Source organism: Actinosynnema sp. NPDC091369 (assembly GCF_044757065.1).
In the GTDB taxonomy this organism is placed as follows: Bacteria; Actinomycetota; Actinomycetes; order Mycobacteriales; family Pseudonocardiaceae; genus Actinosynnema.
Genome location: NZ_JBIVUG010000001.1, coordinates 561,163 through 587,174, shown reverse-complemented (window position 1 = coordinate 587,174; position 26,012 = coordinate 561,163). Strand labels below are relative to the sequence as shown.

At 73.3% G+C, this 26,012-nt stretch carries 26 protein-coding genes; 17 read left to right on the top strand and 9 right to left on the bottom strand.

What is annotated here, in order from left to right; translation table 11 throughout:
• Nucleotides 1-5 precede the first annotated feature (5 nt).
• The 4 genes from ACIQMJ_RS02870 to ACIQMJ_RS02855 all read right to left on the bottom strand — a co-directional run bounded on the left by ACIQMJ_RS02870 (nucleotide 6) and on the right by ACIQMJ_RS02855 (nucleotide 4,400).
• Complete coding sequence (locus ACIQMJ_RS02870; protein ID WP_499759299.1) at nucleotides 6-2,819, bottom strand: CHAT domain-containing protein; 2,814 nt, start codon at nucleotides 2,817-2,819, stop codon at nucleotides 6-8.
• A 112-nt stretch (nucleotides 2,820-2,931) separates the two neighbouring features.
• Nucleotides 2,932-3,354: a carboxypeptidase regulatory-like domain-containing protein gene (locus ACIQMJ_RS02865; protein ID WP_387488077.1), complete on the bottom strand. Its 423-nt coding sequence runs from the start codon at nucleotides 3,352-3,354 to the stop codon at nucleotides 2,932-2,934.
• A gap of 59 nt (nucleotides 3,355-3,413) precedes the next feature.
• Nucleotides 3,414-4,019, bottom strand: a complete 606-nt coding sequence (locus ACIQMJ_RS02860) for an RNA polymerase sigma factor (protein ID WP_053718676.1) — start codon at nucleotides 4,017-4,019, stop codon at nucleotides 3,414-3,416.
• Nucleotides 4,020-4,208: 189 nt separating this feature from the next.
• Nucleotides 4,209-4,400 carry a hypothetical protein gene (locus tag ACIQMJ_RS02855; protein WP_499759298.1) on the bottom strand — a complete coding sequence of 64 codons (192 nt, stop codon included), beginning with the start codon at nucleotides 4,398-4,400 and terminating at the stop codon, nucleotides 4,209-4,211.
• Between the two features lie 130 nt (nucleotides 4,401-4,530).
• Here ACIQMJ_RS02855 and ACIQMJ_RS02850 point away from each other — a divergent pair, with 130 nt between their 5' ends.
• The 5 genes from ACIQMJ_RS02850 to ACIQMJ_RS02830 all read left to right on the top strand — a co-directional run bounded on the left by ACIQMJ_RS02850 (nucleotide 4,531) and on the right by ACIQMJ_RS02830 (nucleotide 9,660).
• Nucleotides 4,531-5,184: a copper homeostasis protein CutC gene (locus ACIQMJ_RS02850; RefSeq protein ID WP_499759297.1), complete on the top strand. Its 654-nt coding sequence runs from the start codon at nucleotides 4,531-4,533 to the stop codon at nucleotides 5,182-5,184.
• Nucleotides 5,185-5,275: 91 nt separating this feature from the next.
• The gene (locus ACIQMJ_RS02845; protein ID WP_499759296.1) at nucleotides 5,276-6,559 is read left to right on the top strand and encodes an extracellular solute-binding protein; all 1,284 of its coding nucleotides are present in this window, start codon (nucleotides 5,276-5,278) and stop codon (nucleotides 6,557-6,559) included.
• Between the two features lie 19 nt (nucleotides 6,560-6,578).
• On the top strand, nucleotides 6,579-7,472 hold the full coding sequence (locus ACIQMJ_RS02840; protein WP_499759295.1) for a carbohydrate ABC transporter permease: 894 nt from the start codon (nucleotides 6,579-6,581) through the stop codon (nucleotides 7,470-7,472).
• Nucleotides 7,469-8,314: a carbohydrate ABC transporter permease gene (locus tag ACIQMJ_RS02835; protein WP_499759294.1), complete on the top strand. Its 846-nt coding sequence runs from the start codon at nucleotides 7,469-7,471 to the stop codon at nucleotides 8,312-8,314. The genes ACIQMJ_RS02840 and ACIQMJ_RS02835 overlap by 4 nt, the downstream gene beginning before the upstream one ends.
• Nucleotides 8,311-9,660, top strand: coding sequence for a beta-N-acetylhexosaminidase (locus ACIQMJ_RS02830; protein ID WP_499759293.1), 1,350 nt, complete (start codon nucleotides 8,311-8,313; stop codon nucleotides 9,658-9,660). Before ACIQMJ_RS02835 ends, ACIQMJ_RS02830 begins: the two co-directional genes overlap by 4 nt.
• 1 nt (nucleotide 9,661) lies before the next feature.
• Here ACIQMJ_RS02830 and ACIQMJ_RS02825 read toward each other — a convergent pair whose 3' ends face one another.
• Both ACIQMJ_RS02825 and ACIQMJ_RS02820 read right to left on the bottom strand, forming a co-directional pair.
• Nucleotides 9,662-9,883 (bottom strand): PspC domain-containing protein, encoded by a 222-nt coding sequence (locus tag ACIQMJ_RS02825; protein WP_499759292.1) that lies wholly within the window; start codon nucleotides 9,881-9,883, stop codon nucleotides 9,662-9,664.
• A 71-nt stretch (nucleotides 9,884-9,954) separates the two neighbouring features.
• Complete coding sequence (locus ACIQMJ_RS02820; RefSeq protein ID WP_499759291.1) at nucleotides 9,955-10,761, bottom strand: NADP-dependent oxidoreductase; 807 nt, start codon at nucleotides 10,759-10,761, stop codon at nucleotides 9,955-9,957.
• Between the two features lie 73 nt (nucleotides 10,762-10,834).
• Between ACIQMJ_RS02820 and ACIQMJ_RS02815 the strand changes: the two genes are divergently transcribed.
• From ACIQMJ_RS02815 to ACIQMJ_RS02775, 9 genes are all read left to right on the top strand, one after another.
• Entirely contained in the window at nucleotides 10,835-11,746 is a 912-nt protein-coding gene (locus tag ACIQMJ_RS02815) for an AraC family transcriptional regulator (RefSeq protein ID WP_499759290.1), read from the top strand.
• Between the two features lie 106 nt (nucleotides 11,747-11,852).
• Entirely contained in the window at nucleotides 11,853-12,731 is an 879-nt protein-coding gene (locus ACIQMJ_RS02810; protein WP_499759289.1) for an AAA family ATPase, read from the top strand.
• Nucleotides 12,728-13,813, top strand: coding sequence for a vWA domain-containing protein (locus tag ACIQMJ_RS02805; RefSeq protein WP_499759288.1), 1,086 nt, complete (start codon nucleotides 12,728-12,730; stop codon nucleotides 13,811-13,813). Before ACIQMJ_RS02810 ends, ACIQMJ_RS02805 begins: the two co-directional genes overlap by 4 nt.
• A complete protein-coding gene (locus tag ACIQMJ_RS02800; protein ID WP_499759287.1) occupies nucleotides 13,806-14,912 on the top strand; it encodes an XdhC family protein in 1,107 nt (368 codons plus the stop codon). The genes ACIQMJ_RS02805 and ACIQMJ_RS02800 overlap by 8 nt, the downstream gene beginning before the upstream one ends.
• 69 nt (nucleotides 14,913-14,981) lie before the next feature.
• Nucleotides 14,982-15,458, top strand: coding sequence for a (2Fe-2S)-binding protein (locus ACIQMJ_RS02795; protein WP_499759286.1), 477 nt, complete (start codon nucleotides 14,982-14,984; stop codon nucleotides 15,456-15,458).
• Nucleotides 15,455-17,887, top strand: a complete 2,433-nt coding sequence (locus tag ACIQMJ_RS02790; protein WP_499759285.1) for a xanthine dehydrogenase family protein molybdopterin-binding subunit — start codon at nucleotides 15,455-15,457, stop codon at nucleotides 17,885-17,887. Before ACIQMJ_RS02795 ends, ACIQMJ_RS02790 begins: the two co-directional genes overlap by 4 nt.
• Nucleotides 17,884-18,738 carry an FAD binding domain-containing protein gene (locus tag ACIQMJ_RS02785; protein ID WP_499759284.1) on the top strand — a complete coding sequence of 285 codons (855 nt, stop codon included), beginning with the start codon at nucleotides 17,884-17,886 and terminating at the stop codon, nucleotides 18,736-18,738. The genes ACIQMJ_RS02790 and ACIQMJ_RS02785 overlap by 4 nt, the downstream gene beginning before the upstream one ends.
• Nucleotides 18,735-19,361, top strand: coding sequence for an SRPBCC family protein (locus tag ACIQMJ_RS02780; protein ID WP_499759283.1), 627 nt, complete (start codon nucleotides 18,735-18,737; stop codon nucleotides 19,359-19,361). Before ACIQMJ_RS02785 ends, ACIQMJ_RS02780 begins: the two co-directional genes overlap by 4 nt.
• 47 nt (nucleotides 19,362-19,408) lie before the next feature.
• Nucleotides 19,409-20,458: a CapA family protein gene (locus ACIQMJ_RS02775; RefSeq protein ID WP_499759282.1), complete on the top strand. Its 1,050-nt coding sequence runs from the start codon at nucleotides 19,409-19,411 to the stop codon at nucleotides 20,456-20,458.
• 30 nt (nucleotides 20,459-20,488) lie between these two features.
• Here ACIQMJ_RS02775 and ACIQMJ_RS02770 read toward each other — a convergent pair whose 3' ends face one another.
• Nucleotides 20,489-21,727, bottom strand: a complete 1,239-nt coding sequence (locus ACIQMJ_RS02770) for a hypothetical protein (RefSeq protein WP_499759281.1) — start codon at nucleotides 21,725-21,727, stop codon at nucleotides 20,489-20,491.
• Nucleotides 21,728-21,854: 127 nt separating this feature from the next.
• On the opposite strand from ACIQMJ_RS02770, the gene ACIQMJ_RS02765 reads away from it, so the two are divergent.
• Genes ACIQMJ_RS02765 through ACIQMJ_RS02755 form a run of 3 tightly spaced genes read left to right on the top strand, consistent with a single transcriptional unit; the run spans nucleotide 21,855 to nucleotide 24,382 of the window.
• Nucleotides 21,855-22,742 carry an alpha/beta hydrolase gene (locus ACIQMJ_RS02765; RefSeq protein ID WP_499759280.1) on the top strand — a complete coding sequence of 296 codons (888 nt, stop codon included), beginning with the start codon at nucleotides 21,855-21,857 and terminating at the stop codon, nucleotides 22,740-22,742.
• Nucleotides 22,739-23,689 (top strand): RNA polymerase subunit sigma-70, encoded by a 951-nt coding sequence (locus ACIQMJ_RS02760; RefSeq protein ID WP_499759279.1) that lies wholly within the window; start codon nucleotides 22,739-22,741, stop codon nucleotides 23,687-23,689. Before ACIQMJ_RS02765 ends, ACIQMJ_RS02760 begins: the two co-directional genes overlap by 4 nt.
• A 36-nt stretch (nucleotides 23,690-23,725) precedes the next feature.
• A complete protein-coding gene (locus ACIQMJ_RS02755; protein WP_499759278.1) occupies nucleotides 23,726-24,382 on the top strand; it encodes a DUF433 domain-containing protein in 657 nt (218 codons plus the stop codon).
• A 187-nt stretch (nucleotides 24,383-24,569) separates the two neighbouring features.
• Here the strand turns inward: ACIQMJ_RS02755 and ACIQMJ_RS02750 are convergent, their stop codons facing one another.
• Nucleotides 24,570-25,505 carry an o-succinylbenzoate synthase gene (locus ACIQMJ_RS02750; RefSeq protein WP_499759277.1) on the bottom strand — a complete coding sequence of 312 codons (936 nt, stop codon included), beginning with the start codon at nucleotides 25,503-25,505 and terminating at the stop codon, nucleotides 24,570-24,572.
• 9 nt (nucleotides 25,506-25,514) lie between these two features.
• Nucleotides 25,515-26,012 (bottom strand): hypothetical protein, encoded by a 498-nt coding sequence (locus ACIQMJ_RS02745; protein ID WP_499759276.1) that lies wholly within the window; start codon nucleotides 26,010-26,012, stop codon nucleotides 25,515-25,517.

Here is a 26,012-nt window from a genome sequence, read left to right as displayed (position 1 = left end):
AAAGTTCATGCGCCAAAACACACGAACGGGCGACGCAGCGGGTCCGCCGCGGTGGCTTCGGCGAGGGCGTGGGACAGCGGTCTGCCGTCCGACAGGAGCTTGTGGAACGTCCCCATCGCCAGCGCGGCGGCCCGGTCGCCGACCTGGTTCACGGCGGCGACGACGGTGCGCGAGCCGCTCGCCAGCAGCGCACCGGCGAAACCCAGGGCCTCGTCGCCCGGCCGGATGTGACTCAGCGCCAACGAGCACGCGGCCAGGATCACTTGCTCGGGGGCGGTGGGGAGGCGGGCGGTCTCGTGCGCGAACAGCGGCCCGTCGACCAGTTCCAGGTGGCTGAACAGGGCGTTGTCGGCGACGTGCTCGCCGTGGGCGGCGATGTGGGCCAACCGGGCCCCGTTCAACGACGCCAACACGTCACTCACCGCTTCCGCCGTCACTGAGTCGGGATACGTGCCGCGGAGGTCGCTCACCTCGCTGACGACCTCGGGCAGGTTCGGCCCGGCCACCAGCACCACGCGCCGCGCCGACGTCCGGGCCGACCGAGCGTTCAGCCACGCGGTCGCCGAAGGGGCTACCACGATCGGGCGACCGTGCAGGGACGGCAGGGCGTTCCACGGCACCGCGTACAGGTCACCGGTCGGCACGACGACCAGCTCCCGCTTGCCGATCAACCCGGCCAACGGCCCCATCAACGCCTCGTCCAACCGCTCCGCCCGACGCGCCGCCGACGCCCTCACGGCCGCCGCGAGCAGCGGCGACAGGTGGTCCGGGCCGAGCGCGTCCAGGTCGGCGTGCAGCTCCCGAGCCGCCTCGAAGACCCCGGCCGCCGGGCCGAGCCGCACCAACGTCGCCTCGCCCGCCACCAGCACCACCGCCGACAGCACGTCACCGTGCGCCACGAAGCTCACCATCGCGCGATCACCCAACAGGGGTCGCACGTCGGCCACCCCGCGCACCGGCCGCGGCCGACCCCACACGCTCGTGTGCCACCCGAGCCGGGCCACCTCGCGGTGCAGCTCGTCCAGCCGGTCCTCCAGCTCGCCCACCGGCCGACCGTCCAACCGCGCCTGCTGCACCGCCCGCGACAACGACCGCGACTGCGCCACCCGCCGCGCCAGCACCGGGTCGTCGATCGCCGGCAACGGCTCGTACCGGTACACCTGCGCCCGGGTCCGCTCCAGCCAGTCGAACGCCGCCTCCGCGTCACCGCCCCGGTCCAGTACCAGTCCCACGGCGAGTTCGCCCAGCTCACGGCCGTGGACGGCGGTGCCGCACAGCAGGTCCAGGCCGCCCATCCGGTCGCGGACGCGGCCCAGCTCGGCCAGGCCCTCCTCGGCTTCGCGCAACGCCGTCCCGGGCTCGCCCTCGGCCACGGCCAGTTCGGCACGGCACAGCCGCAGCAGCATCCGGTGGTCGATCGGCGTGATGGGGCCCGGTGGCGGCACCCGGTCCAGCAACGCGCGGGCGGAGGGGAGGTCGCCGCGCCGGATCGCCATCCGCACCGCGAGCAGCCTGGCGACGGCGGCCTCGTCGGTCAGCCCGACCGCGGTCAGCCGCTCGGCCAGGCGGGTCGCGCGGGACGGGCTGAGCCGCGCCGACACCCGGGCCCGGACGGTCGCAGACGCAGCGGACCGGCCCTGAGCAGGTACGAAAGGTTCGGTGGGTGCGCTGGGGTCGGCCGGTTCCGCGCCGGAGGGGGACGGGACCGCGGGCGCACCGGGACCGGTCGGTTCCGCCGCGGGGGAGGGGATCGCGGGTGCGCCGGGACCAATCGGTTCCCCAGCGAAGGAGGGGGCCACGGGTGACGCAGTGCGCTCGGCGGGGGTGGTGTTCGACCCGGCGGTGGCGGTGGTGAAATCGGCGCGCATGCGCATCAGGGCGGCCAGTTCGGCCCACGACTTGCTGCCCCGGCGGCGGAAGCGGCGTTGGGCTTGGTCGGCCAGGTGGCGGGCGGTGGTCGGGTCGCCTTGCAGCAGGGCGGCGGCGGCGCGGGTCAGTTCGGCTTCGGCCAGGTCCTGGCCGACCCGCCTTCGCCGCAGCACGACCAGGGCTTCGTCCAGGTGCTTGGCGGCCTCGTCGGCCAGACCGGCGGCCAGCATCACGCGGGCCCGGTCGATCCGGGTCCGGGGCACCAGGTCCGGCGCCAGCAGGCGGAACACGCGTTCGGCCTGCTCGTGGTAGCCCAGCGATCGGGGCACGTCACCCGTCAGGTGGGCGATGTCGCCCAGGTTGCCCAGCGCCTTCGCCTTCAGCAGCGGCAGGTCCTCGGCCTCGGCCAGCTCGATCGCGCGGTGCACGTCCCGCTCGGCGGCCTCCGGCAGGCCGAACGCGATGGTGGTCAGCCCGCGGTTCATCAGGGCCGTGGCCAGGGTCGCCGCGCCGACCGCCCCGGACGCCCACCCGGCCTCCAGCTGGCGCACCGACTCGTCGTACAGGGCGATGGCCTCGGCGGTGCGGCCCGCCCGGTGCAGGACCAGGGCCTGCTGGTCCTTCACGATCGCGCGCAGGCCGACCGCGTCCGGCCCCTCGGGCAGCTCGGCGATCAACTCGCCCGCCGTCCGCAGGTGCGCCAAGCCGCCCTCGACCGACTCCGTCTCCGCCTCGCCGTACGACAACGTGATCAGGATCCGGATGCGGACCGTGGTGGCTTCGACGGTCGGCGATATCACCGGCAGTGCGCGCAACGCGCGGCGCAGGAGCGTCACGGCGTCCGCCGGACGGCCGCGCGACGCCGCCCGGTATGCCTGTTTGTGCAGGTCGGCCGCCACCTCGACACCGTTGAGCGGGGCAGCGGAGACCGGCAGGGCGGAGCGAGGCACGGACACGTCCTTAATGCCAGCACACAGAACGTGTCCGAGAAGCCGTCTTGTGGCTGCTATCTGTGCGCCGAACGGGTTACTCTCCGTGAGTGCGCCGGCGGTCGGCGCGCCGTCACAACATGATCGTCGGTGTCACGACGGTCCGCCCCGGCTCGCCGCGCGAGTCGACCAGGTGCACGACGATCTGCGTGGTGCCCGCGGGCACGTCGGACAGCACGAACCGGCCGCCGTCGTCGGCCTTGGTGGTGCTCGACTCGTGCTCGGCGACCCGCACCTCGACGGTGTGCTCGCCGGCGGGCACGAGCCAGCCGTCGATGCGGTGCCGCGCGCCGATGGAGGTGAAGTTCACCATCAACGTCAGGTTGTCCACCGTGAACGTGATGGTGCCGGGGCTGCCTCCGCGCACCCCGGCGAAGGAGCCGGCGCGTTCCCACCGAGCCACCTCGACGTCCAGGTTCTCCAGTGCCACCGCGAACTGGATGCGTTCGACGAGCCCCGCCGGGGGCGCGTCCAACTCGTACACCAGGCGGTTCAGTTCAGTGAGGACAGCGGTGTCCTCTTGGCCTCTGCGGTCATCGCGCGGGTCGATGTCGTTCACCGCGATCCTCCTTCCGCGTCGAGATGTGTGCGCAACATGGTCAGGCACCGGCCCCGGGTGGGGCCGATGCTGCCGCGTGGCATGGACAGTGCTTCGGCGACCGCGCGGTACTCCGCCCGGCCGGCCAGCACGGTGAGCCGCAGGAGTTCCTGGCACTTCTGCGACAAACGGCCGAAGGCCCGCCACAGCCGGTGGTCCCGGTCGTCGACCAGGGCGGCGTCCTCGGGCAGGCCGTACTCGCTCTCCAGTTGTTCCGCCAGCTCGTCGCTCAGCGCCGCTTCGCGGCGAGCCGGTGTCCAGGTCCGTTGTGCCTCGCGGCGCGTCGCGACGACGAGCCACCCGGCCAGCGCGCGCGGCTCGACCAGCCGGTCGAGGTGTCGCAGCAGCGCGAGCCAGACCGTCTGCACCACGTCCTCGGCGGTGCTGCGGTCCAGCCCGTGCCCGCGGGCGACGTGCCACACCAGCGGTGTCAGGTCGGCGACCAGGACGTCCAGCGCCCTGCGGTCGCCGTCGCGGGCGGCGACGACGCACGCCGCGTGCCGGTCCGTCCCGTCGAGACCCTCCCACGGTGGGCGCTCACCGGCTGTGCGCAGTTCTCCCACGTCGTCACCTCCTTCTCGGCGTCCCCCAGCCGAAGCTGATCGTCACACACGTCCGCCGTCACCGGCGCGGCGGCGGTCCGCGATGCCCCCCTCGCACCGCGGACCGCCTCCCCCCATTCGCAGGCGACCCCCGATCGGCACCCCTCGAAGCCGACCGACGACCGCCTCCCCCTGCCCCCCCAGCGGCTTTCAGCTGCCGGCCGGCAGCGTGTCGTCGACGTCCACCGGGACGCTGTGCGTCTGGTGGTGGCCCGTCGGCGTCACCGGCGGCAGTTCGTCCAGCTCCTCGCCCAGGTCCAGCTCGGCGACCGTCCCCTCGGCGAACTGCCTCTCCAGCTCCTCGGGGTCCAGCTCGTCGACGCCAGGCGGATTGGCGCTCATGCGGCCTCCTCAGTCGGGGTCGAGGACCGGTCATTAGGTAAGGAGTGAGTAGTTCTACGCGAGATACATCGGTTCGCTTTAACAGTTCACTCGGGACGTCCGCGGCCACCCGAGAGCTATGGTCCAGACCATGCTTGAGGTCATCGCACTGGACGCCACCGACGCCGAAGCCGCGCAGGACGGTGGCGCGCACCGGCTGGAACTCACCGTCGACATGGGCGCGGACGGGCTGACGCCGCCGGTCGCCGTGCTGCGGGACGTGCTCTCCGCGACCGATCTGCCGGTCCGGGTCATGCTCCGCGACGCGCCCGGCTTCGCGCCCGGCGACCTGGACCGGCTTCGGCGCGACGCCGCGGCGCTGCGCGAGGCGGGCGCGACGGAGTTCGTGCTCGGCTTCCTCGACGCGGCCGGGTGGGTGGACGAGGCGGCGTGCGGGGCGCTGCTCGAGGAGCTGGACGGGTGCGCGTGGACCTTCCACCGGGCGCTGGACAACTCGGCCGACCCCGAGGCAGCGTGGACCGCGGTCGGGGGACTGGGGTGCGACACGGTGCTCGCGGCCGGCAGCCCGCGCGGCGTCGCGGACGGCTTCGCCGTGCTGGAGCGGTTGGCCGCGCGGCAGGGCGCGGTGCGGCTGCTGGTCGGCGGCGGGTTGAAGGCCGAGCACGTCCCGGCGTTGAAGGCGGTCGGCGTCACCGGGTTCCACGTCGGTGGCGCGGTCCGGCCAGGCGGCTGGGACGCCCCGGTCTCCGCCGCCGCGGTCCGGACCTGGGCGGATCTGGTCTAGACCGTTTGCCGTCGCGGACATTAGCATCCCCGTTGCTTCCCTTGAAATAGCTGTTGCATATTGCGCAACGTTGCGAGAAGAGGTGGCGAGGATGCGGTTCGCACTGACAGCAGCCGCCGTCGGCGTCGCCGTGCTGGCCGGGTGCACCCCGGTCCAGTCCGGCCCCGTCACGGGCACCGGCACGGACGAGCAGACGGGCCACCTCCGGGTCTGGCTGTTCGACGAGGTCAACCACGGTCCGAAGGAGGCCGTGGTCCAGGAGGCGATCTCGGAGTTCCAGAACGCGCACGACGGCGTCACGGTCGAGGTCCAGTACATCCAGGTCCAGACCCGCGCCGAGCGGTTCAAGGCCGCGTTCAGCGACCCGCGCAGCGCGCCCGACGTCGCCGAGTTCGGCAACACCGACCTGGCGGGCTACGTCGCGGGCGGCGGGTTCACCGAGCTCGACCTCGGCGGCTGGGACGAGGCGAAGGACCTGCTGCCCGCCGTGCTCGACACCGGCAAGGTGGACGGCAAGGTCTACGGCGTGCCGTGGTTCGTCGGCGTGCGCGCGCTCTACTACCGCACCGACGTCTTCCAGGAGCTGAACCTCCAGCCGCCGGCCACGCTGGACGAGATCGCGCCGCTGGCCCGCCGCATCCGCGCCGCCAAGCCCGACCTGCTCGGCATCTCCGCGGGCGGCAAGTACACCTACGGCGCGATGCCGTTCGTGTGGGCCAACGGCGGTGACATCGCCCGCGAGGACGGCGACAAGTACGTGGCCGCGATCGACAGCCCCGAGTCGAAGGCCGGCCTGCGCCAGTACACCGAGCTGATCGCCGACGACATCTGCCCGCCCTCGCAGTGCGCGGGCAACGGCGGCGACGCCAGCGTGGAGGCGTTCCGCGCGGGCAAGGCGGCGATGGTCATCGGCGGCGACTTCAACCGCAAGTCCGTCGACGCCTCCACCGCCGCGGGCAAGTACGCGGTCGTGCCGCTGCCCGGCAAGAAGGCGGGCGAGATCGCGCCCGCGTTCGCGGGCGGCAACCTGCTCGGCGTGATGAAGGGCAGCGAGCGCAAGACGCTGGCCACCGAGTTCGTCCGGCTGCTGGGCGGCAAGCAGTATCAGCGCAAGATGTTCGACGCGATGGGCAACCTGCCCACGTTCGGCGACGTGCAGGCGGAGGTCGCCAAGGCCAACCCGGTGCTGGAGCCGTTCATCAAGACCCTGGAGGCGGGCACGCGGTTCGTGCCGGTCACGCCGAACTGGGCCAAGATCGACGCCCAGGCCGTGCTGCCGACGTTGTTGCAGCAGGTCGCCGCCGGTGGTGAAGACCTCGACAAGGCGGCGAAGACCGCGGCCGACGAGATGAACGCCGCCTTCGGTTCGTCGTGAACGACCGAGGAACACGGGCATGACGATGCGGACCACCAAGGGCGACGGGCGGATCGCGTTCGCCTACCTCGCCCCCGCGCTGCTGGTGCTGGTCGGGCTGATGGGCTATCCGATCTACCAGCTGGTGCTGATCTCCCTGTTCGACTACGGCCAGGAGCAGGTCAGCGGCGGCGCGCCGCTGACCTTCCTGGGCCTGGACAACTACGCGACCCTGCTGTCGCAGAGCCGGTTCTGGGCCGTGCTGGGGCAGACGGTCGCGTTCGCGGCGGTCTGCGTGGTCGGGACCCTGCTGGTCGGCGCCGCGCTCGCGGTGCTGGCCACCAGGGTCCGCACGTGGGCGCGGATGACGATGTTCCTGGCCGCGCTGGGCGCGTGGGCGACGCCCGCGGTGGCCGGGTCCACGATCTGGCTGTTCCTGTTCGACGCCAACTTCGGGTTCGTCAACGAGGTGCTCGGCACCACCGGGATGTCCTGGACCTACGAGAAGTGGACCGCGTTCGGGCTGGTCGCCGCCCAGGTGATCTGGTGCTCGTTCCCGTTCGTCATGGTCACCCTGTACGCGGGGATCAAGGCGATCCCCGGCGAGGTGCTGGAAGCCGCCGCGCTGGACGGCGCGAGCACGGCCACGACGGCGACCCGGGTGATCCTGCCGCTGCTGCGGCCGCTGCTGATCGTCGTCACGATCCAGTCGATCATCTGGGACTTCAAGGTGTTCACCCAGATCTACATCATGACCAACGGCGGCGGCATCGCGGGCCGCAACCTGGTGCTCAACGTCTACGCCTACCAGCAGGCGTTCGCCGCCTCCGAGTACGGGCTCGGCGCGAGCATCGGCGTGGTGACGACGGTGCTGCTGCTGCTCATCACCCTCGGCTACCTGCGGGCGCTGCGGCGGAGCGGGGAGGTGCTGTGAACCGGCGCGCGTCGCGGGGCATCGCCGAGGGCGTCGCGGTCGTCGTCGCGGCCGTGGTGGCGTTCCCGCTGTACTGGATGGTGCTCACGGCGCTCAAGCCCGAGGCGGAGGTGATCTCGACCGACCCGCGGCCGTGGACGCTCGCGCCGACGCTCGACAGCTTCGTGCGCGCGTTGACCGTGCAGAACTTCGGCCGCTACCTGCTCAACAGCGTCGTGGTGGCGGTCGCGGTGGTGGCGCTGAGCCTGCTGATCTCGTTCCTGGCGGCCACCGCGCTGACCCGGTTCCGGTTCCGCAGCCGCACCACGCTGCTGATCATGCTGCTGGTGGTGCAGATGGTGCCGGTCGAGGCGCTGACCATCCCGCTGTTCTTCGTCATGCGGTCGGTGCGGGACGTGGTGCCGGTGTTCGGGCTCAACCACCTCGGCTCGCTGGTGCTGGTGCACCTGGCGTTCAGCCTGCCGTTCGCGATCTGGATGCTGCGCGGGTTCGTCGCGGCCGTGCCGGTGGAGCTGGAGGAGGCGGCGACGCTGGACGGCGCGTCCCGGTTCCGGTTCCTGTGGCAGGTGCTGTTCCCGCTGGTCGCGCCCGGTCTGGTGGCGACCAGCGTGCTGTCGTTCATCCACGCGTGGAACGACTTCCTGTTCGCCAAGACGTTCATCATCTCGGCGGCGGAGAACCAGACGCTGCCGCTGGCGTTGCAGGTGTTCGTCAAACCGGACCAGAACGACTGGGGCGCGATCATGGCAGGATCGACGGTGATGACGATTCCGGTGCTGGTGTTCTTCATCCTCGTGCAGCGGCGGCTGGTCGCGGGCCTGGCCGGGGCGGTGAAGTCGTGATCCTGCCGCGTCCCGTGTCGTTCACCCGAGGTGACGGCGAGGTGCCGTTCGACGGCACGTTCCAGGTCGAGCGGGTCGCCGGGCCCGCCGAGGGCTACCGGCTGTCGGTCTCCGAGCGGGGCGTGCGGGTCCAGGCGTCCGACGACGCCGGGGAGTTCTACGCGCGGCAGACGCTGCGGCAGCTCAGCGGGCCGGCGGCGTTCCGGGCCGTGCCGCCGGGGGCGGTGGCGCTGCCGGTGTGCGAGGTCGAGGACCACCCGCGGTTCGCGTGGCGCGGCGTGATGCTGGACGTGGCGCGGCACTTCCTGCCCAAGCACGACCTGCTGCGCTACGTCGACCTGCTGGCCGTGCACAAGCTGAACGTGCTGCACCTGCACCTGACCGACGACCAGGGCTGGCGGTTCGAGTCGCGGCGCTTCCCCCGGCTGCACGAGGTCGGCGGGTGGCGGCCCGACTCGCGGTTCGGCGACCGGCGTTCCGGCGGGATGGCGGGGCGGCCCCACGGCGGCTACTACACCCAGGACGACCTGCGGGAAGTCGTCGCGTACGCGGCGCAGCGGCAGATCACGGTCGTGCCCGAGATCGACGTGCCGGGGCACAGCCAGGCGGCCATCGCGGCCTACCCGGAACTCGGCGTCGCCGGCGGCGACGTGTGGACCGACTGGGGCGTCAACCCGAACGTGCTGCGCGCCGACGAGTCGACGGTGGACTTCTACCGGCAGGTGTTCGACGAGCTGCTGGACGTGTTCCCGGCCGAGGTGATCGGCCTGGGCGGCGACGAGGCGGAGGGCGGTGACGGCCGGTTCGTCCGCCGCATCGCCCAACACCTGCACCAGCGCGGCCGGCGGCCGTTCGGGTGGGACGAGGTGCTGGGCGTCGGCCCCCTGCCGGCCCGCACGATCGTCGCGTCGTGGCGCGGCGAGGAGCCCGGCCTGACCGCGCTGGACCGCGGCCACGACGTCGTCCTGTGCCCGGAGGAGCACGTCTACCTGGACTACCGGCAGTCAGACCACCCCGACGAGCCGATCCCCGTCGGCACCGTCACCACGCTGGAGGACGTCTACCGGTACGAGCCGGCGGCGGCGGACCGGGTGCTCGGGGCCCAGGCCAACCTGTGGACCGAGCACCTCGACTCGCCGCGGCGCCTGGACTACGCCGCGTTCCCCCGGCTGTGCGCGTTCGCCGAGGTCGTGTGGAGCCCCGCCGGGCGGGACGAGGCGGAGTTCCTGACCCGGCTGGCCGAGCACCACCTGCCGCGGCTCGACGCGCTCGGCGTCGAGTACCGCCCCCTCGGCGGCCCCCGGCCGTGGCAGGCGCTGCCGGGCGTGCCCGGTCACCCGCGCTGAGTCACTCGGCCTCGGGCACGAGGATCCAGCAGGCGAGGTAGAGGATCGCGCCGGCGCCGACCCCGAAGAGGGTGGCGGCGACGAGCAGGATGCGCAGCAGCGCGGCGTCCACGCCGAGCATCTCCGCGGCGCCGCCGCACACACCGGCGACCATCTTGTCGGTCCGGCTGCGGCGGAGCTTCTTGACCTTGGCGGTGGCTTCGGTGAGCACGTCGTTCGTCATGGCTCAAGAGTGCTCCGCCAGGCGTTTCGGGGCATCGGGGACGCACCCTGACTTCCCCCGGACCCCCGTTCTCAGGGTGTCACCAGGACCTTGCCCCTGAGGTCGCCGGCCTCGGCGCGGCGGTGCAGTCCGGGCAGGTCGGCGAGGCCGTGCCGCTCGGAGACGTCGATCCGCACCACGCCCCGGTCGACGAGGGCGACCAGCCCGGTGAGCTGGGCGGCGTCGAAGCGGGTGACGAAGTGGGCGTCGGGGGCGTCGCTCAGGGTCGCCGAGACGACCACGTCGCCCAACCGGGCCACTTCGGCGTCGGCGACGAGGTTGAGCACGACATCGAACCGGCCCGTGGGGTGGTAGCCGACGACGTGGTCCGCGCCCAGGTCCCGCACGACGTCGGTGCTGCGCGGTGACGCGGTGGCGGTGACGTGCGCGCCCGCGTGCTTGGCCAGCTGCACGGCGAACCCGCCGATGCCGCCGCCCGCGCCGTTGACCAGGACGCGGTGGCCCGGCCGCACGCGCCCGTGCTCGACCACCAACTGCCACGCGGACAGGCCGGCCAGGGGCAGTGCGGCGGCGTCGGGCAGCGGGACGGTGCGGGGCGCGGGGACGAGGCGGTCGGGGGTGGTGACGGCGTACTCGGCGGCGGCGCCGTCGATCCAGCCGATCACCGGGTCGCCGTCGACCGTGCCGGCCACGTCCCAGCCGAGCGTGTGGGGGAGCGGGAGGGCGAACCGGCCTTGCCGCACGGCGACTTCCGTGGGGTTGAACGAGGTCGCGGCCACCTGGACCAGCACCTCGCCCGCGCCGGGGCGGGGAATGGGGACGTCGTCGACGACGATCACGTGCGGGCCGCCGTGGCTGTGGATGCGTGCGCTTTTCACAGTGCCGACGGTATGCGGTCTCCAGGAGACGATCCATGCTGCGGAATCCTGCATACATGTTTAATCGTCTTCCATGGACGTGCTCAGCGACGTGGTCGCGGTGATGCGGACGGGCCGGCCCGTGGTCGCCCGAGTGGCGTGGGAGGCGCCGTGGGCGCAGCGGTTCGCGCCGGTGCCGGGCGCGTCCGGGTTCCAGGTGGTGCTGGAGGGCACGTGCTGGCTGCTGCGCGACGACGCCGACCCGGTCGAGCTGCACGCCGGTGACGTCGTGTTCCTGCCCGACGGTCGGGGGCACGTGCTCGCGGACCGCCCCACCACCCCCGTGACCGGGGACGCGTGCGACCCGAACGCCCCGGACTTCGCCGTCGACCACCCGGCGCCCGCGAACCCGACCACCGTCACGCTGTGCGGCGCGTACGAAGTGGAGCACGGCGTCCACCCGTTGTTGCGCGACCTGCCGGACACCGTGCTCGTGTCCGGCCCGGACCTGCGCGCCGCCGTGACGCTGCTCGCGGGCGAGCTCGAACGGCCGCGCCTGGGCTCCGACGCCCTCGTCCCGGCCCTGCTCGACACGCTCCTGGTCTACCTGCTGCGCACCTGGTTCACCGGGTCCGACCGGACCACCGGCTGGGCCGCCGCGCTCACCGACCCGGTCACCGCCACCGCGCTGCGCCACCTGCACCGCGACCCCGCCCACCCGTGGACGGTGGCGGAACTGGCCGCGGCGTCCGGCCTGTCCCGCGCCCCGTTCGCCAAGCGCTTCACCGCCCTGGTCGGCCGGCCGCCGCTGACCTACCTGACGTGGTGGCGCATGACCACCGCCGCACGCCTGCTGAGGGACACGGACGCACCGCTGGCGACCATCGCGCGCCGGGTGGGGTACACCTCGGAGTTCGCCTTCGCCGCCGCCTTCAAACGCGCCCACGGCACCGCCCCGGGCCGCTTCCGCCGCGCCGGCCCGCGAGATCGCGTCGGTCGTTCGTGACTCGTCCGCCGGCGATCACGTCTTTCGATCGTCGGCGGATCAGTCACGAACGACCGACTTCCGGGCGATCGAGCCGCCGTCTGCGGAGCAGCGGCAAGATGACAGGGTGACGCCTGAGGAGCTCGCCGCCGAACTGGACCGGGTCGGCTACCTGCCCGACCGGGGCATCGCGACCGCCGCCTACCTGGCGTGGCGCATGCACCGGCCGTTGTTCTGCGAGGGCGAGCCGGGCACCGGCAAGACGTCCCTGGCCGTCGCGCTCGCCCGCGCCCTCGACCTGCCACTCATCCGGCTCCAGTGCCACGAGGGCATCGACGCGTCCCAGGCCCTCTACGACTGGGACTTCCCCCGCCAGCTCCTGCACCTCCGGGCTCTCGAAGCCGCGGGCCCCGTCGACGCCGACCAGGCCGAAGCCTCCCTCTACACCCGCCGCTTCCTCCTCGCCCGCCCGCTCCTGCAAGCCCTCGAAGACGCGCCGTGCGTCCTGCTCGTCGACGAGGTGGACCGGGCCGACGACGAGTTCGAGGCGTTCCTGCTGGAAGTGCTCGGCGAGAACTCCGTGACGATCCCCGAGCTGGGCCGCGTCACCGCCACCACCCCGCCGCTGGTCGTCCTCACCTCCAACCGCACCCGCGAGGTGCACGACGCCCTCAAGCGCCGCTGCCTCTACCACTGGCTGGAGCACCCAGACCTGGCCCGCGAGGTCGCCATCCTGCGGCGCCGGCTGCCCGGCGTCACCGAACGCCTCGCGCACCAGGTCGCGTCCGCCGTGCGGCGGTTGCGCGACCTGGACCTGCTCAAACCGCCGGGCGTCGCCGAGTCCCTGGACTGGGCCGAGGCCCTGCTCACCCTGGGCCGGACCGAACTGGACGCGGAGACGGCGGCGACCACGCTCGGTGCCGTCCTCAAGTACCGGGAGGACGCCCAACGCGCCCTTTCCGCCGGTGTGCTCGGCGGCGTGGCCGGGAGCACAATCGGGGGATGACGGGAGCCGGGGCGTCGACCGGGCTCGTGGGGTTCGCCCGCGCGCTCCGGCACGGTGGCGTCGCGTGCGGGCCCGAGAGGGTGCAGGCGTTCGTCGCCGCGGTCGGGCACCTCGACGTGGCTCGGCGCGAGGACGTGTACTGGGCGGGGCGCGTGGCGTTGTGCGGGGAGCCCGACGACCTGCCCCGGTACGACGCGGCGTTCGCGGCCTGGTTCGGCGGGATGCCGCCGGTCCCGCCCCGCGCGCGGGCCCGGCAGACCAGCCACCTGGCGGCGCTCGGCGACGGGGCGGGCCGCGGCGGCCGGCCGGCGCCGGTGGTGAAGGTGGCGGCCAGCGACGTGGAAGTGCTGCGGCGCAAGGACATCGCCACGTTGAGCCCGGCCGAGAAGCGGCACTTGGACGAGCTGCTGGCCGCGCTGGCGCCGGTGCCGCCGACCCGGCGGGCGCTGCGCCGGACCCCGGCACGACGAGGCGCGATCGACCCCCGCCGCACGCTGCGGGACATGCTGGCGACCGGCGAGGCGGTCCGGCCGCGCCACCGCCGCCGCGCCACCCGGCCGCGCAAGGTCGTCCTGCTGATCGACGTGTCCGGCTCGATGAAGCCCTACGCCGACGCCCTCCTCCGCTTCGCGCACGTCGTCGCCCGGCGGATGCCGGTCGAGGTGTGCACGCTCGGCACCCGCCTGACCCGCGTCACCCGCCAGCTCCGCCACCGCGACCCCGGGCAGGCGCTGGCCGCCGCCGCACGCGCCGTCCCCGACTTCGAGGGCGGCACGCGGCTCGGCGAGACGCTGAAGGTCTTCCTGGACCGCTGGGGGCAGCGCGGTGCCGCGCGACGGGCCGTCGTCGTCATCTGCTCCGACGGCTGGGAACGCGGCGACACGGCCCTGCTCGCCGAGCAGGCCGAACGGCTCAAGCGCCTCGCGCACAGGGTCGTCTGGGTCAACCCGCACGCCGGCCACGCCGGGTACGAGCCGGTGCAGTCCGGCATCGTCGCCGCCCTGCCGCACCTGGACCGGCTGCTCGCCGGGCACAGCCTCGACACCCTGCACGCCCTGCTGGAGGAGGTCCGACTTGCGTGATGTCCTCGCCGAACTGGCCCGTCGCGTCGACCGTGGTGAGACGGTCGGCGTCGGCACGGTGGTCGCCACGTTCAGCTCCGCGCCCCGACCACCCGGCGCGGCGATGCTGGTCGGCGCGGACGGCGCCGTCGTCGGCAGCGTCTCCGGCGGCTGCGTCGAGGGCGCGGTCTACGAGCTGGCCCAGGAGGTGGTGCGGGACGGCAAGCCGGTGCTCCAGCGGTACGGGGTCAGCGACGACGACGCGTTCGCGGTCGGCCTGACCTGCGGCGGGATCATCGACGTCTACGTGGAGCCGGTGGCCGCGGCCTCCTTCCCCGAGCTGCCCGAGGTGCTGGAGACGGTGCGGGCGCAGGAGCCGGTGGCCGTCGCCACGATCGTGGAGCACCCCGAGTGGGTCGGCCGGCGCGTGGTCGTCTGGCCCGACCGCGCCACCGGCGACATCCCGTCCGCGCGGGCCCGCGACGCCATCACCGACGACGTGCGCGGCCTGCTCGCCACCGGCCGCAGCGGCACGCTGCACTACGGGCCCGACGGCCAGCGGCGCGGCGAGGGCATGGCGGTGTTCGTGAACTCGTTCGAGCCGCCGCCCCGGATGCTGGTGTTCGGCGCGATCGACTTCGCCGCCGCCGTGGCCCGGCTCGGCGCGTTCCTCGGCTACCGCGTCACGGTGTGCGACGCGCGCCCGGTGTTCGCCACGGCGAGTCGGTTCCCCGAAGCCGACGAGGTGGTGGTCGACTGGCCGCACCGCTACCTGGCCGCGCAGGCCGACGCGGGCAAGGTGGACGAGCGCACGGTGGTCGCCGTCCTCACCCACGACCCGAAGTTCGACGTGCCGCTGCTGGAGGTCGCGCTGCGGCTCAAGCTCGGCTACGTGGGCGCGATGGGGTCCCGCCGCACCCACGACGACCGGCTGCGACGGCTGCGCGAAGCGGGCCTGGCCGAGGGCGAGCTGGCCAAGCTGTCGTCGCCGATCGGGCTCGACCTGGGCGCTCGCACGCCGGAGGAGACGGCGGTGTCGATCGCCGCGGAGATCATCGCGCTGCGCTGGGGCGGGGGAGGTGAGCGGCTGGCCCGGACCGACGGCGCGATCCACAAGTGAGGGTTGTTTGACCCGGCAACAACGAGCAGGCTCAGTGTGACCCCCATCACCACCACACTTGGAGGGTTCATGCGGATCACGGTCACCGTGGACGGCGTGGCCTACAGCGACGAGGTGGAACCGCGCACCCTGCTGGTCCACCACCTGCGCGAACGACTCGGCAAGACCGGCACGGTCGTGGGTTGCGACACGAGCAACTGCGGCGCGTGCACGGTGCACCTCGACGGGCGGAGCGTGAAGTCCTGCGCCGTCCTCGCGGTGCAGGCGGACGGCCGCGAGGTCACCACGATCGAGGGACTGGCCCGCGACGGCGAGCTGCACCCCGTGCAGCAGGCGTTCCACGAGAACCACGCGCTCCAGTGCGGCTTCTGCACCCCCGGGATGATCATGCAGGCCGTCGACCTGCTCGAGGACAACCCCGACCCCGACGAGGACGAGGTGCGGCACGGCCTGGAGGGCAACCTCTGCCGCTGCACCGGCTACCAGAACATCGTCCGCGCCGTGCGCGCCGCGGCGGCCCGCACGTCTGCCGGGGGTGACGCGTGACCGCCACCGCCGAACCCGAGATCGGGAAGGCCCGAAGGCGCAAGGAGGACGCCCGGCTGATCACCGGCGCGACCCGCTGGACCGACAACCTCCAGCTCACCGGCATGCTCCACATGGCGTTGCTGCGCAGCCCCGTGGCGCACGCCCGGATCACGTCGATCGACGTCACCGAGGCCGTGCGGATGCCCGGCGTGCTGGTCGTGCTCACCGGTCAGGACCTGGCCGACGAGCAGGGCAGCCTGCCGTGCGCGTGGCCGATCACCGAGGACATGCTCGCGCCGCCCGCGCCGTCGCTGGCCGTGGACCGGGTGAACTTCGCGGGCGAGGCCGTCGCCCTGGTCGTGGCCCGCAGCGCGGCCGAGGCGCACGACGCGCTGGCCGCGATCGACGTGGACTACGAGGACCTGCCCGTCGTGCTGGACCTGGAACGCGCCGTCGCGGACGACGCCGACCTCGTGCACCCCGAGCTGGGCACGAACAAGAGCGCGACCTGGGTGTTCGACTCCGCCGAGGCGGGCACCGGCGACGACGTGGACCGGGTCATCGCCGAGGCCGAGGTGGTCGTCGAGCGCACGTTCCGCCAGCAGCGGCTGATCCCGGCGTTCATGGAACCCCGCTCGGTCGTGGTCGACCCGTCGCCCGACTCGGTGACGATGTGGTCGTCCACGCAGGTGCCGCACATCCTGCGGTGGATGCTGTCGGCCGTGCTCGGCATCCCCGAGCAGCAGATCCGGGTCATCGCCCCGGACGTCGGCGGAGGCTTCGGCGGCAAGCTCCAGGTCACCCCGGAAGAGGTGCTGACCCTGCTGGCCGCGCGCCGGCTGGGCAAACCGGTCAAGTGGACCGAGTCGCGCACCGAGTCGATGCTGTCCGGCCACCACGGCCGCGACCAGCTGCAACGCGTCACGATCGCGGCCCGCCGCGACGGCACGGTCACCGGCCTGAAGGTCGACCTCCTCGCCGACATGGGCGCCTACCTGCGGCTGATCACGTCGGGCGTGCCGATCCTGGGCGCGTTCATGTTCAACGCCATCTACAAGTTCGCCGCCTACCGGTTCACCTGCACGAACGTGTTCACCACCAAGGTGCCGACCGACGCCTACCGCGGCGCGGGGCGGCCCGAGGCCACGTTCGCCATCGAGCGGATCATGGACGAGCTGGCCGCCGAGCTGGGCGTGGACCCGCTGGAGCTGCGCGAGAAGAACTGGATCAGGCACGACGAGTTCCCGTTCACCACGGTCGCGGGCCTGACCTACGACTCGGGCGACTACGAGGCCGCCACCGCCCGCGCCAAGGAGCTCTTCGGCTACGACGCGCTGCGCGCCGAGCAGGCCGAGCGCCGCGCCAACGGCGACCCGGTGCAGCTCGGCATCGGCATCTCCACCTACACCGAGATGTGCGGGCTCGCGCCGTCCCGCGTGCTCGGCGCGCTGCGGTACGCGGCCGGCGGCTGGGAGCACGCGTCGATCCGGATGCTGCCCACCGGCAAGGTCGAGCTGATCACCGGCACCTCGCCGCACGGCCAGGGCCACGTGACGGCGTGGAGCCAGATCGTGGCCGACCGGCTCGGCGTGCCGTTCGAGGACGTCGAGGTGCTGCACGGCGACACCCGCGTCTCGCACCGCGGCATGGACAGCTACGGCTCGCGGTCGCTGGCCGTCGGCGGCGTGGCGGTGGTGCTGGCCGCGGACAAGGTGCTGGCCAAGGCCCGCACGGTCGCCGCGCACCTGATGGAGGTCGCCGAGGACGACGTGGAGTTCACCGCCGGCACGTTCTCCGTGCGCGGCACGTCCACGACCATGGCGCTGGGCGACGTGGTGGTCGCCGCGCACGTCGCGCACAACCTGCCCGACGGGGTGGAACCCGGCCTGGACGCCGAGGCCACGTTCGACCCGCACGACTTCTCCTACCCGCACGGCACCCACCTGTGCGCCGCCGAGGTGGACACGCAGACGGGCGCGGTCAAGATCCGCTCGTACGTGTGCGTGGACGACATCGGCAAGGTCGTCAACCCGCTGATCGTGGAGGGCCAGGTGCACGGCGGCCTGGCGCAGGGCATCGCCCAGGCCCTGTACGAGGAGGCCGTGCACGACGAGAGCGGCACGCTCACCACCGCCACCCTGGCCGACTACCTGCTGCCGTCCGCGGTCGACCTGCCGCACTTCACCACCGACCGCACCGAAACCCCCGCGACCAGCAACCCGCTGGGCGTGAAGGGCGTCGGCGAGGCGGGCACGATCGCGTCCACGCCCGCGGTGGTCAACTCGGTCGTGGACGCCCTGCGGCACATGGGCGTCACCGAGGTCGAGATGCCGTGCACCCCGATGCGGGTGTGGAAGGCCATCCGCGGCCGTGCCGCCGACGTCCCGACGACCCCCGGAGCCGGCGGCGGCCTGGGTTCCATCACCCCGCAGGGAGGTGCCGAGTGATCCCGGCCGCGTTCGACTACGTCGCGCCCGCCACCGTCGAGGAGGCGGTGCGCGCCCTGACCGCCGGCGGCGAGGACGCCAAGGTGATGGCGGGCGGGCAGAGCCTCATCCCGGTGCTGCGGATGCGGCTCGCCGTGCCGACCGTGGTGGTGGACCTGTCCGGGCTGACCGAGCTGACCGGCGTGCACGACGACGGCGACTCGCTGCGCATCGGGGCCATGACCACCCACCACGAGGTGCAGCGCGACCCGCTGGTGCGCGAGCACGCGGCGCTGCTGCGGCTGGCCACGGACACCGTCGCCGACCCGCAGGTGCGCCACCGGGGCACGTTCGGCGGCTCGCTCGCCCACGCCGACCCGGCGGGCGACCTGCTCGCGCCCGCGCTGGCGCTGGACGCGGTGATGGTGTGCGTCGGGCCCGGCGGCACGCGGGAGGTGCCGGCGGCGGAGTTCTTCGTCGACTACTTCACCACCGCGCTGGCGCCCGACGAGCTGCTCACCCACGTCAAGGTGCCCAAGCTGACCGGCTGGGGCGCGCGCTACGAGAAGTTCAACCGGGTCGCGCAGGCGTGGTCGATCGTGGCGGTGGCCGCCGCGGTGCGCGTGTCCGAGGGCCGGATCACCGACGCGCGGGTCGGCCTGACCAACATGGGCCCGACCCCGGTGCGGGCCCGCGGCGTGGAGGAGGCGCTGGTGGGGCAGCCCGCGACGGCCGAGGCGATCACGGCGGCGGCCACCCGCGCCGCCGAGGGCGCCGACCCGCCCAGCGACGGCAACGCCGACGCCGAGTACCGGTCCCACCTGGCCCGCGTGCTCACCGAGCGGGCGGTGACGGCCGCGGTGAGCGCATGAAGCTCGAACACCGGTTCACCGTGCCCGCGCCCGTGCCGGACGTGTGGGCGGCGCTGCTCGACCCGGAGAAGGTGGCGCCGTGCATGCCCGGCGCCACCCTCACCGGCGTCGACGGGCGGAAGTTCACCGGCACGGTCAAGGTCAAGCTCGGGCCCGTGACGCTGCTCTACAAGGGCACCGGCGAGTTCACGTCCGTGGACGAACGAGTGCGCGCGGCCGTGCTCAAGGCTTCCGGCAAGGACACCAGGGGCAACGGCACCGCGTCGGCCTCGGTGTCGGTGGCGTTGACGTCGGCCGCCGACGGCACCGAGGTGTCGGTGGTCACCGACCTGAGCATCACCGGCCGTCCCGCGCAGCTCGGCCGGGGTCTGATCAGCGAGGTCAGCGGCCGGCTCATCGCCGAGTTCGCCGAATGCCTGGCGACGCGGCTCGCGCCGGCGGAAGCTGAACGGGTGACGCCTACCGAGACCGCCGCCCGGCCGCACCTGCGCGCCGTGCCGGACGAGCCCATCGACCTGGTCGGCGCCGCCGGCGTGCCCGTGCTCAAGCGGGTGCTGCCGGTCGCGGCCGGGCTGCTGGCGGTCGTGCTGCTGGTGCGCAAGATCCGCGGGCGGCACCGCTGAACGCGCGCGGCGGGCGACCGGTCCTCGGGCTGGTCGCCTGCCTCGGCGTGCTGGTGGCGTGCACCGGGTCGCCGGTGGTGATCACCTCACCGCGCGCGCCCGCGTCGACCACGTCGTCGGTGGCGCCCGAGCCGCCGTCGTTCACGCTGGCCGCGGGCGGTGACATCCTGATCCACCCGGCGCTGACCGAGCAGGCCGACGCCGACGGCGCGCGCACCTTCGTGCCGCTGCTGGAAGGGCTGCGCGAGGCCATCGCGGCCGACGTGTCGATCTGCCACCTGGAGACGCCGCTGTCCGCGCCCGGCGCGCCCACCTACGGCTACCCGGCGTTCAGCGCGCCGCCCGAGGTCGCGTCGGCGTTGAAGGAGATCGGCTACGACAGCTGCTCCACCTCGTCCAACCACACCCTCGACCGGGGCGCGCCCGCGATCAAGACCACGCTGGACGTGCTGGACGCGGCGGGCCTCAAGCACACCGGGTCGTTCCGCTCGCCTGAGGAGTCCGCGACGCCGCTGCTGCTGGACGTCGGCGGGGTGAAGGTCGGGCACATCGCGTTCACCTACGGGTTCAACGGCATCCCGCTGCCGCAGCCGTGGATGGCGAACCAGCTGTCCACGGAGGGCGTGCTGGCCGCCGCGCGCGCGGCGAAGGCGGCCGGCGCGGAGGTCGTGGTGGCGAGCCTGCACTGGGGCGACGAGTACCGGCACGAGGCGACGCCGCAGCAGAAGGAGATGGCGCGGGCCGTGCTGGCGGACCCGGCGGTGGACCTGATCATCGGCACGCACGTGCACGCCGTGCAGCCGATCGAGCAGATCAACGGCAAGTGGGTCGTCTACGGCATGGGCAACGAGGTGGCCCGCCACTCGGAGCCGCGCGGCATCACCGAGGAGGGCATCGTCACCCGGTTCAAGTTCGTGAGGGGACCGTCCGGCTGGTCGGTGGCCGAGGCGTCCTACCTGCCGACGCTGGTCGAGTTCGGCCCGCCGATCCGCGTGGTCGACCTGACCCGCGTCCCGGCGAACCCCCGCCGCACCGAAGCCCTCAACCGCACCGACGGCGTCGTGCGCAGCCTCGGCGCCGCCATCACCCACCCCTGACGCCGGGCCGGGGGCGGGCGACGGCCCCGGTCACTTCAGCTCGGCGCTGTCCTTGCGCACCAACCGCACCCACGTGCGCAGGAACGCGCGGGGCGTGCCGGCGTTGGCCGCGCGCACCCGCTCCAGGGCTTCCTGGTTCTCCTTGAGGCTGTTGCTCCGCTTGCGGGTGGACAGCCCGGCCGGGGTCTCCAGGATCTTCTCGCTGCCGGGCAGGTTCGGGTCCGGCGAGCTCGCGATGGCGTACGTGCCGGTGATGCGCCAGGTGATGCGGCTCCGCGTCTCCGCGTCCTGGTCGAACCGCTTCCGGCCGTCCACGCCCCGGTACACCGCCCGCCACGCCTCCCTCGCCGTCGCCAGGTCGTGGACCGGCTGCTTCTGCTCCGCCATCCACTTGTGCAGCAGGGTGTTCGGGTCGTCGGCGAAGGACCTGACCAGCTCGGCGCCGAGCACGAACACCTCCAGCTCTTCGTCGGCGTGCGCGAAGTCGCCGGCGAACGTCGCCTCCAGCTCCGGGTAGGCGCGCTTGGCGTCCGCGGCGGTGAACTTGACCCGTCGGCTCTCGGCCGGCGTCGAGTGCCAGACCAGGTCGTCCACCCACGAGACGTAGGTGTACTCCTTCTCCGCCACCCCACCGGGCACCGGACCGGTGTGCTTGCCGCGCAGGGCCTCACGGGCGGCGGCCAGGTCCTTGAGGTAGCCCGCGGGCAGGTTGTCCCGCTGCCACTGCGCGCGTTTCGCGCTGGGCTCTTCGAGGTCGGCGAACCACTCCGTCGCCTCGATCGGCTGCGTGTTGGCGAAGATCAGGTTCGCGAAGACGTTGATGCCGGCGGTGTCCTTGTGGAACTCGGGGCGCACGTTCGCCCCGGTCCGGTCCGGGTAGTAGTTCGCCTCGACGGCGACGACGTAGTCACCGTTGCGGAACCACTCCTGGCCGCGGAGGTAGTCCCACTGCCCGTTGCGCTCCATGAACTCCTGGAGGAACTGGTTCACGGCCTCCGACAGCCCGTTGACCCGCTCCCCGATGAAGCCCTTCTTCGGCAGCATCGGCTTCCCGTGCGCGTAGTACGCCGTGCACACGTCCGCCGTGTACCCCGCCAGCACTTCGCGGTCCGCCTTCTCGACGGTCTCCCGGAAGTACTCGGCTAAGTACGCGGCGATCCGGGCCCAGGCCCGGACACCGTCCGGGTGGAGGAGCTGGGCCAGGCCCCCGGTGTCCATCAGCAGTGATTCCAGCTTCCTCGTGGTGCTCCCGTGAGCTTCTACGGACATGGGTGTGCCTCCGTGGCGGTGGGGGGATCGACGGTGCAGCCTACGTCCGGGCCCGACCGATTCCTCCCGGTCTGCCCGCAGGTCTGCACCCCCGGACACCACGGTTCCCGACGAGGAGGCAGGGCGAATGGCGAGCGAGCGGTCCGCGGCGGTGCGCGCGATGTACGAGCGGTGGACGGTCGACCGGCTCAACGGCCGGCCGATGGACCCGGAGAGCTGGGGCGACCTGACCGCCGAGCCGCGCGGCGTCGACTACGTCGAGACCGGCGAGCCGGGCGTGCCGTCGCTGTGGCTGCTGCCGCACGGCGCGGCGGCCGACCGCGTGCTGCTGTGCGTGCACGGCGGGGGGTTCGTGGCCGGGTCGATCTACACCCACCGCAAGCTGTACGGGCACCTGGCGAAGGCCGTGGGCGCGCGGGCACTGCTGGTGGGGTACCCGCTCGCGCCGCGGCACGTGCACCCGGCGCAGGTCGACGCGGTCACCGGCGCGTACCGGTGGCTGCTCGGGTCGTTCGCGGCGGAGCGCGTCGCGTTCGCGGGCGACTCGGCCGGCGGCGGCCTGGTGATCACCACGCAGCTCGACGCGCGCGCGGCCGGCCTGCCGCTGCCCGCGGCGGCGATGGTGATGTCGCCGTGGGTGGACATGGAGGTGGGCGGGGAGTCGTTCCGCACCAACGCGCGGACCGACGGCTACTTCTACCGCGACGTCGTGGACGGGCTGGTGGACCTGTTCCTGGGCCCGGACGGCTCCCGTCGCGACCCGCTGGCCAACCCGCTGCACGCCGACCTGACCGGCCTGGCGCCGCTGTTCGTGCAGGTCGGGTCGCACGAGACACTGCTGGTCGAAGGGCGGGAGCTGGCGGACCGGGCGGCTGCGGCCGGGGTGGAGGTGCGGTTGGACGTGTTCTCCGAGCAGGTGCACACGTTCCAGATGGCGGCCGGGAGGTCGCCGGAGGCGGACGACGCCATCGCCCGGTTCGCGTCGTGGGCGCGGCCGAAACTGGGGTTGGCGTGACGCCGTTCGAGGAGGTCACCGAGCCGTTCCGGCGGGAGCTGCTGGCCCACTGCTACCGGATGCTCGGGTCGCGGCACGAGGCCGAGGACCTGGTGCAGGAGACGTACCTGCGGGCGTGGCGGGCGTTCGACGGGTTCGAGGGCCGGTCGTCCGTGCGGGTGTGGCTGTACCGGATCGCCACGAACGCGTGCCTGAACGCCCTGGCGGGCCGCCGTCGCCGGGTGCTGCCGTCGTCCCTGGACCGGTCGGCCGCCGACCTCCAGCCGGAGTGGCTGGGACCGATGCCGGACGCGCTGGTCACGCCGGCGACCGACGACCCGGCCGCCGTCGTCGCCTCCCGCCACGACCTGCGCCTGGCGCTGATCGCGGGCCTGCACCACCTGCCGCCGCGCCAGCGGGCCGTGCTGATCCTGCGCGAGGTGCTGGACATCCCGGCCGCCGAGGTCGCCGCGATGCTGGACACCACGGTGGCGTCGGTGAAGAGCGCCCTGCAACGCGCGCGGGCCACCCTGTCCGAGGTCGCCCCGACCGCCGACGACGTGGTCGAGCCGACGTCACCGCGGGCGCGGGCGCTGCTGGCCGAGTACGTCACGGGTTTCGAGAACGCGGACCTCTCGGCCCTGGAACGCGCCCTGCGCGCCGACGCGGCCCTGGAGGTGGCCGGCTCCCCGACGTGGTTCGACGGCCGCACCACCTGCCTGGCCTTCCTCGCCACCGTCCTCGGCGCACCGGGCGACTGGCGGATGACCCCGACCACGGCCAACAACCAACCGGCCACCTACACCCACCACCAAGGCGCCCCGTGGGGCCTGGCCGTCCTGACCGTCACCACCACCGGCATCTCACGCCTGACCGTCTTCCCGGACCCGACCCTCGTGCCGCGCCCCGGGCCGACCACTCGTCCGGGCGGCAAATCCACGGGGCACGCCCCGGTGGGGCGGTCGTAGGATCGGATCGCTGGAGGTCGGCGAGGGGGTGGCGTGGTGCTTGACAGGTTCCGCGACCCGTTGCTGACCGCGAAGGAGACGTCCCGGCACCTCCTCATCCCCCGGCGAACGCTCAACCACTGGTTGGCCGAGGAGGCGGGCGGCGCTCCCCTGGTGCACCGGGTGGCGCCGGAACGCCGTGGCCGGCCCACCGTCCCCTTCGTGGCCGTGGTCGAGGCGTACGTCCTGCGGTCGCTGCGCGACCTCGGCCTCACCAAGCGGAAGATCAGGGACGCGGCGACGGCGGTGCGCAACGAGTTCGGCACCGCTTACGGACTCGCCACGAAGAAGATCGTCACCGACGGAGTCGACATCTTCCTGGACTACGCGGAGGGCGACCTGGCCCGGGTCGGCGACCAGCAACGCCCGATCCGGGAAGTGCTCGACGGCTATCTCCGGTACATCGAGTGGGATCCCGACGACGAGTTCGCCTCGTCGTTGCGGTTGCGCCAGTACCCCGACATCGCGCCGGTGATCATAGATCCGCGATTCGGGTGGGGCGCTCCGGTGACCTGGGAGAACCGGGTTCCGGTCGACGCGATCGTGAAGATGTGGCTGGCCGGCGACTCGCTGAAGGACGTCGCGTACGAGTACGACCTGGACCCGGAACAGGTCGAGGCGATCTGCCGGGCCGCGCAGCGCGTCCCCGCTTGAGTTCTTCCTCGACCGGGGTTGGGTCCCGCTCTGCAAGGACGGTCGCATCAAGGGTCGGCACCACGAGCGCCAACCCCTGGTGATCCACTCGGCGGTCCTCTTCTCCCTCAACAACCAGCAGCTCAGCCGAGAGGAGATGATCACCGAATCCGCGATACGACGGACCTTGCCCTGATCGCCGCAGCCGTCAGAGCAGGGCCCGCACCCGGTCCAGGCGGGACAGCCAGCGGGCGGTGGTGGGGGTGTCGGCCGGGTGGTCGGCGAAGCGGTCCGGCTTCGGGGGGTGGGAGGGGACGGTCAGGTGGCCGTCGACCGGGAGCAGGGAGTCGGTGGTCACGTCGCCGTCCATCAGGGACAGCGTGGCCAGGCCGCACGCGAAGTCCAGTTCGGGCAGTGCGCCGGCCAGTGCCAGGCCGGCCGCCATCCCGACCGACGTCTCCACCGCCGACGACACCACGCACGGCAGGCCGCACGCCTCCGCCACGGCCAGCGCCCGCCGCACCCCGCCCAGCGGCGCGACCTTGATCACGGCCACGTCCGCCGCCCCGGCCACCGCCACCCGCAACGGGTCCTCGGCCCGCCGGATCGACTCGTCCGCCGCGATCCGCACGTCCACCCGCCGTCGCACCGCCGCCAGCTCGTCGATCGACGGGCACGGCTGCTCGACGTACTCCAGGCCGCCCGCCGCCCGGTCCAGCGCGCGGATCGCGTGCACGGCCGCGTCCACGTCCCACGCCATGTTCGCGTCCACCCGGATCGCCCCGGACGGCCCGAGCGCGTCGCGCACCGCCTCGACCCGCGCCAGGTCGTCGGCCAGCGGCGCGCCCGGGTCGGCGACCTTCACCTTCGCGGTGCGGCAGCCGGACCGGGCCACGATGTCGTGCGCGCGTTCCGGGGAGACGACCGGCACCGTGCAGTTGACCGGGATGCGGGACCGGACCGGCTCGGGCCACCCCTGCTCGGCCGCCTCCAGCGCGCACGCCAGCCACGGCGCGCACTCCTCGTCGGAGTAGTCGAGGAACGCGCAGAACTCACCCCACCCGGCGGGCCCCTCCAGCAGCACGCCCTCGCGCACCGTGATGCCGCGGAACCGGTTGCGCATCGGGATCGAGTAGACCAGCACCCGACGAGCTTAGAGCGGGTCCAGCGCGGCCACGCGGCGCAGCGCGGTGCCGGTCAGCTCCGGGTCCGCCTCCTCCACCACGATCCGCAGCGCGTCCTCGAACTGGTCCAGCCGGCGGTCCAGCTCGGCCAGCTCACGGGCAGGCTCGGCGATCTCCGCCGCCAGGCCGGGCCGGTTCTCGGTGCGCGCCAACGCGTGCCGCAGCGGCTGGCTGTCCCGCAACGCCACCAGCGCCCGCCACAGCAGCCGTTCCACCAGGGCGACCCGGGACGGGTCCAGGCCGCGCACGGCGTCGAAGTGCCCGCACAACCGGCCGGCGCGACGGCGCTGCGCGGCGTCGGCGAACTGCTCGCAGTGCACGACGTCCCGCCCGTCTGCGGCCAGGGCCACGTCCCACTCGCTCGACCGCGCCCACAGCCGCCGCCGTCGCGCGGCGCGGCGGATCGCGCCGACGTCGGCCCCCGGCCGCCACATCCACCAGCGGGGTAACGGCGCCACCCGGGTCAC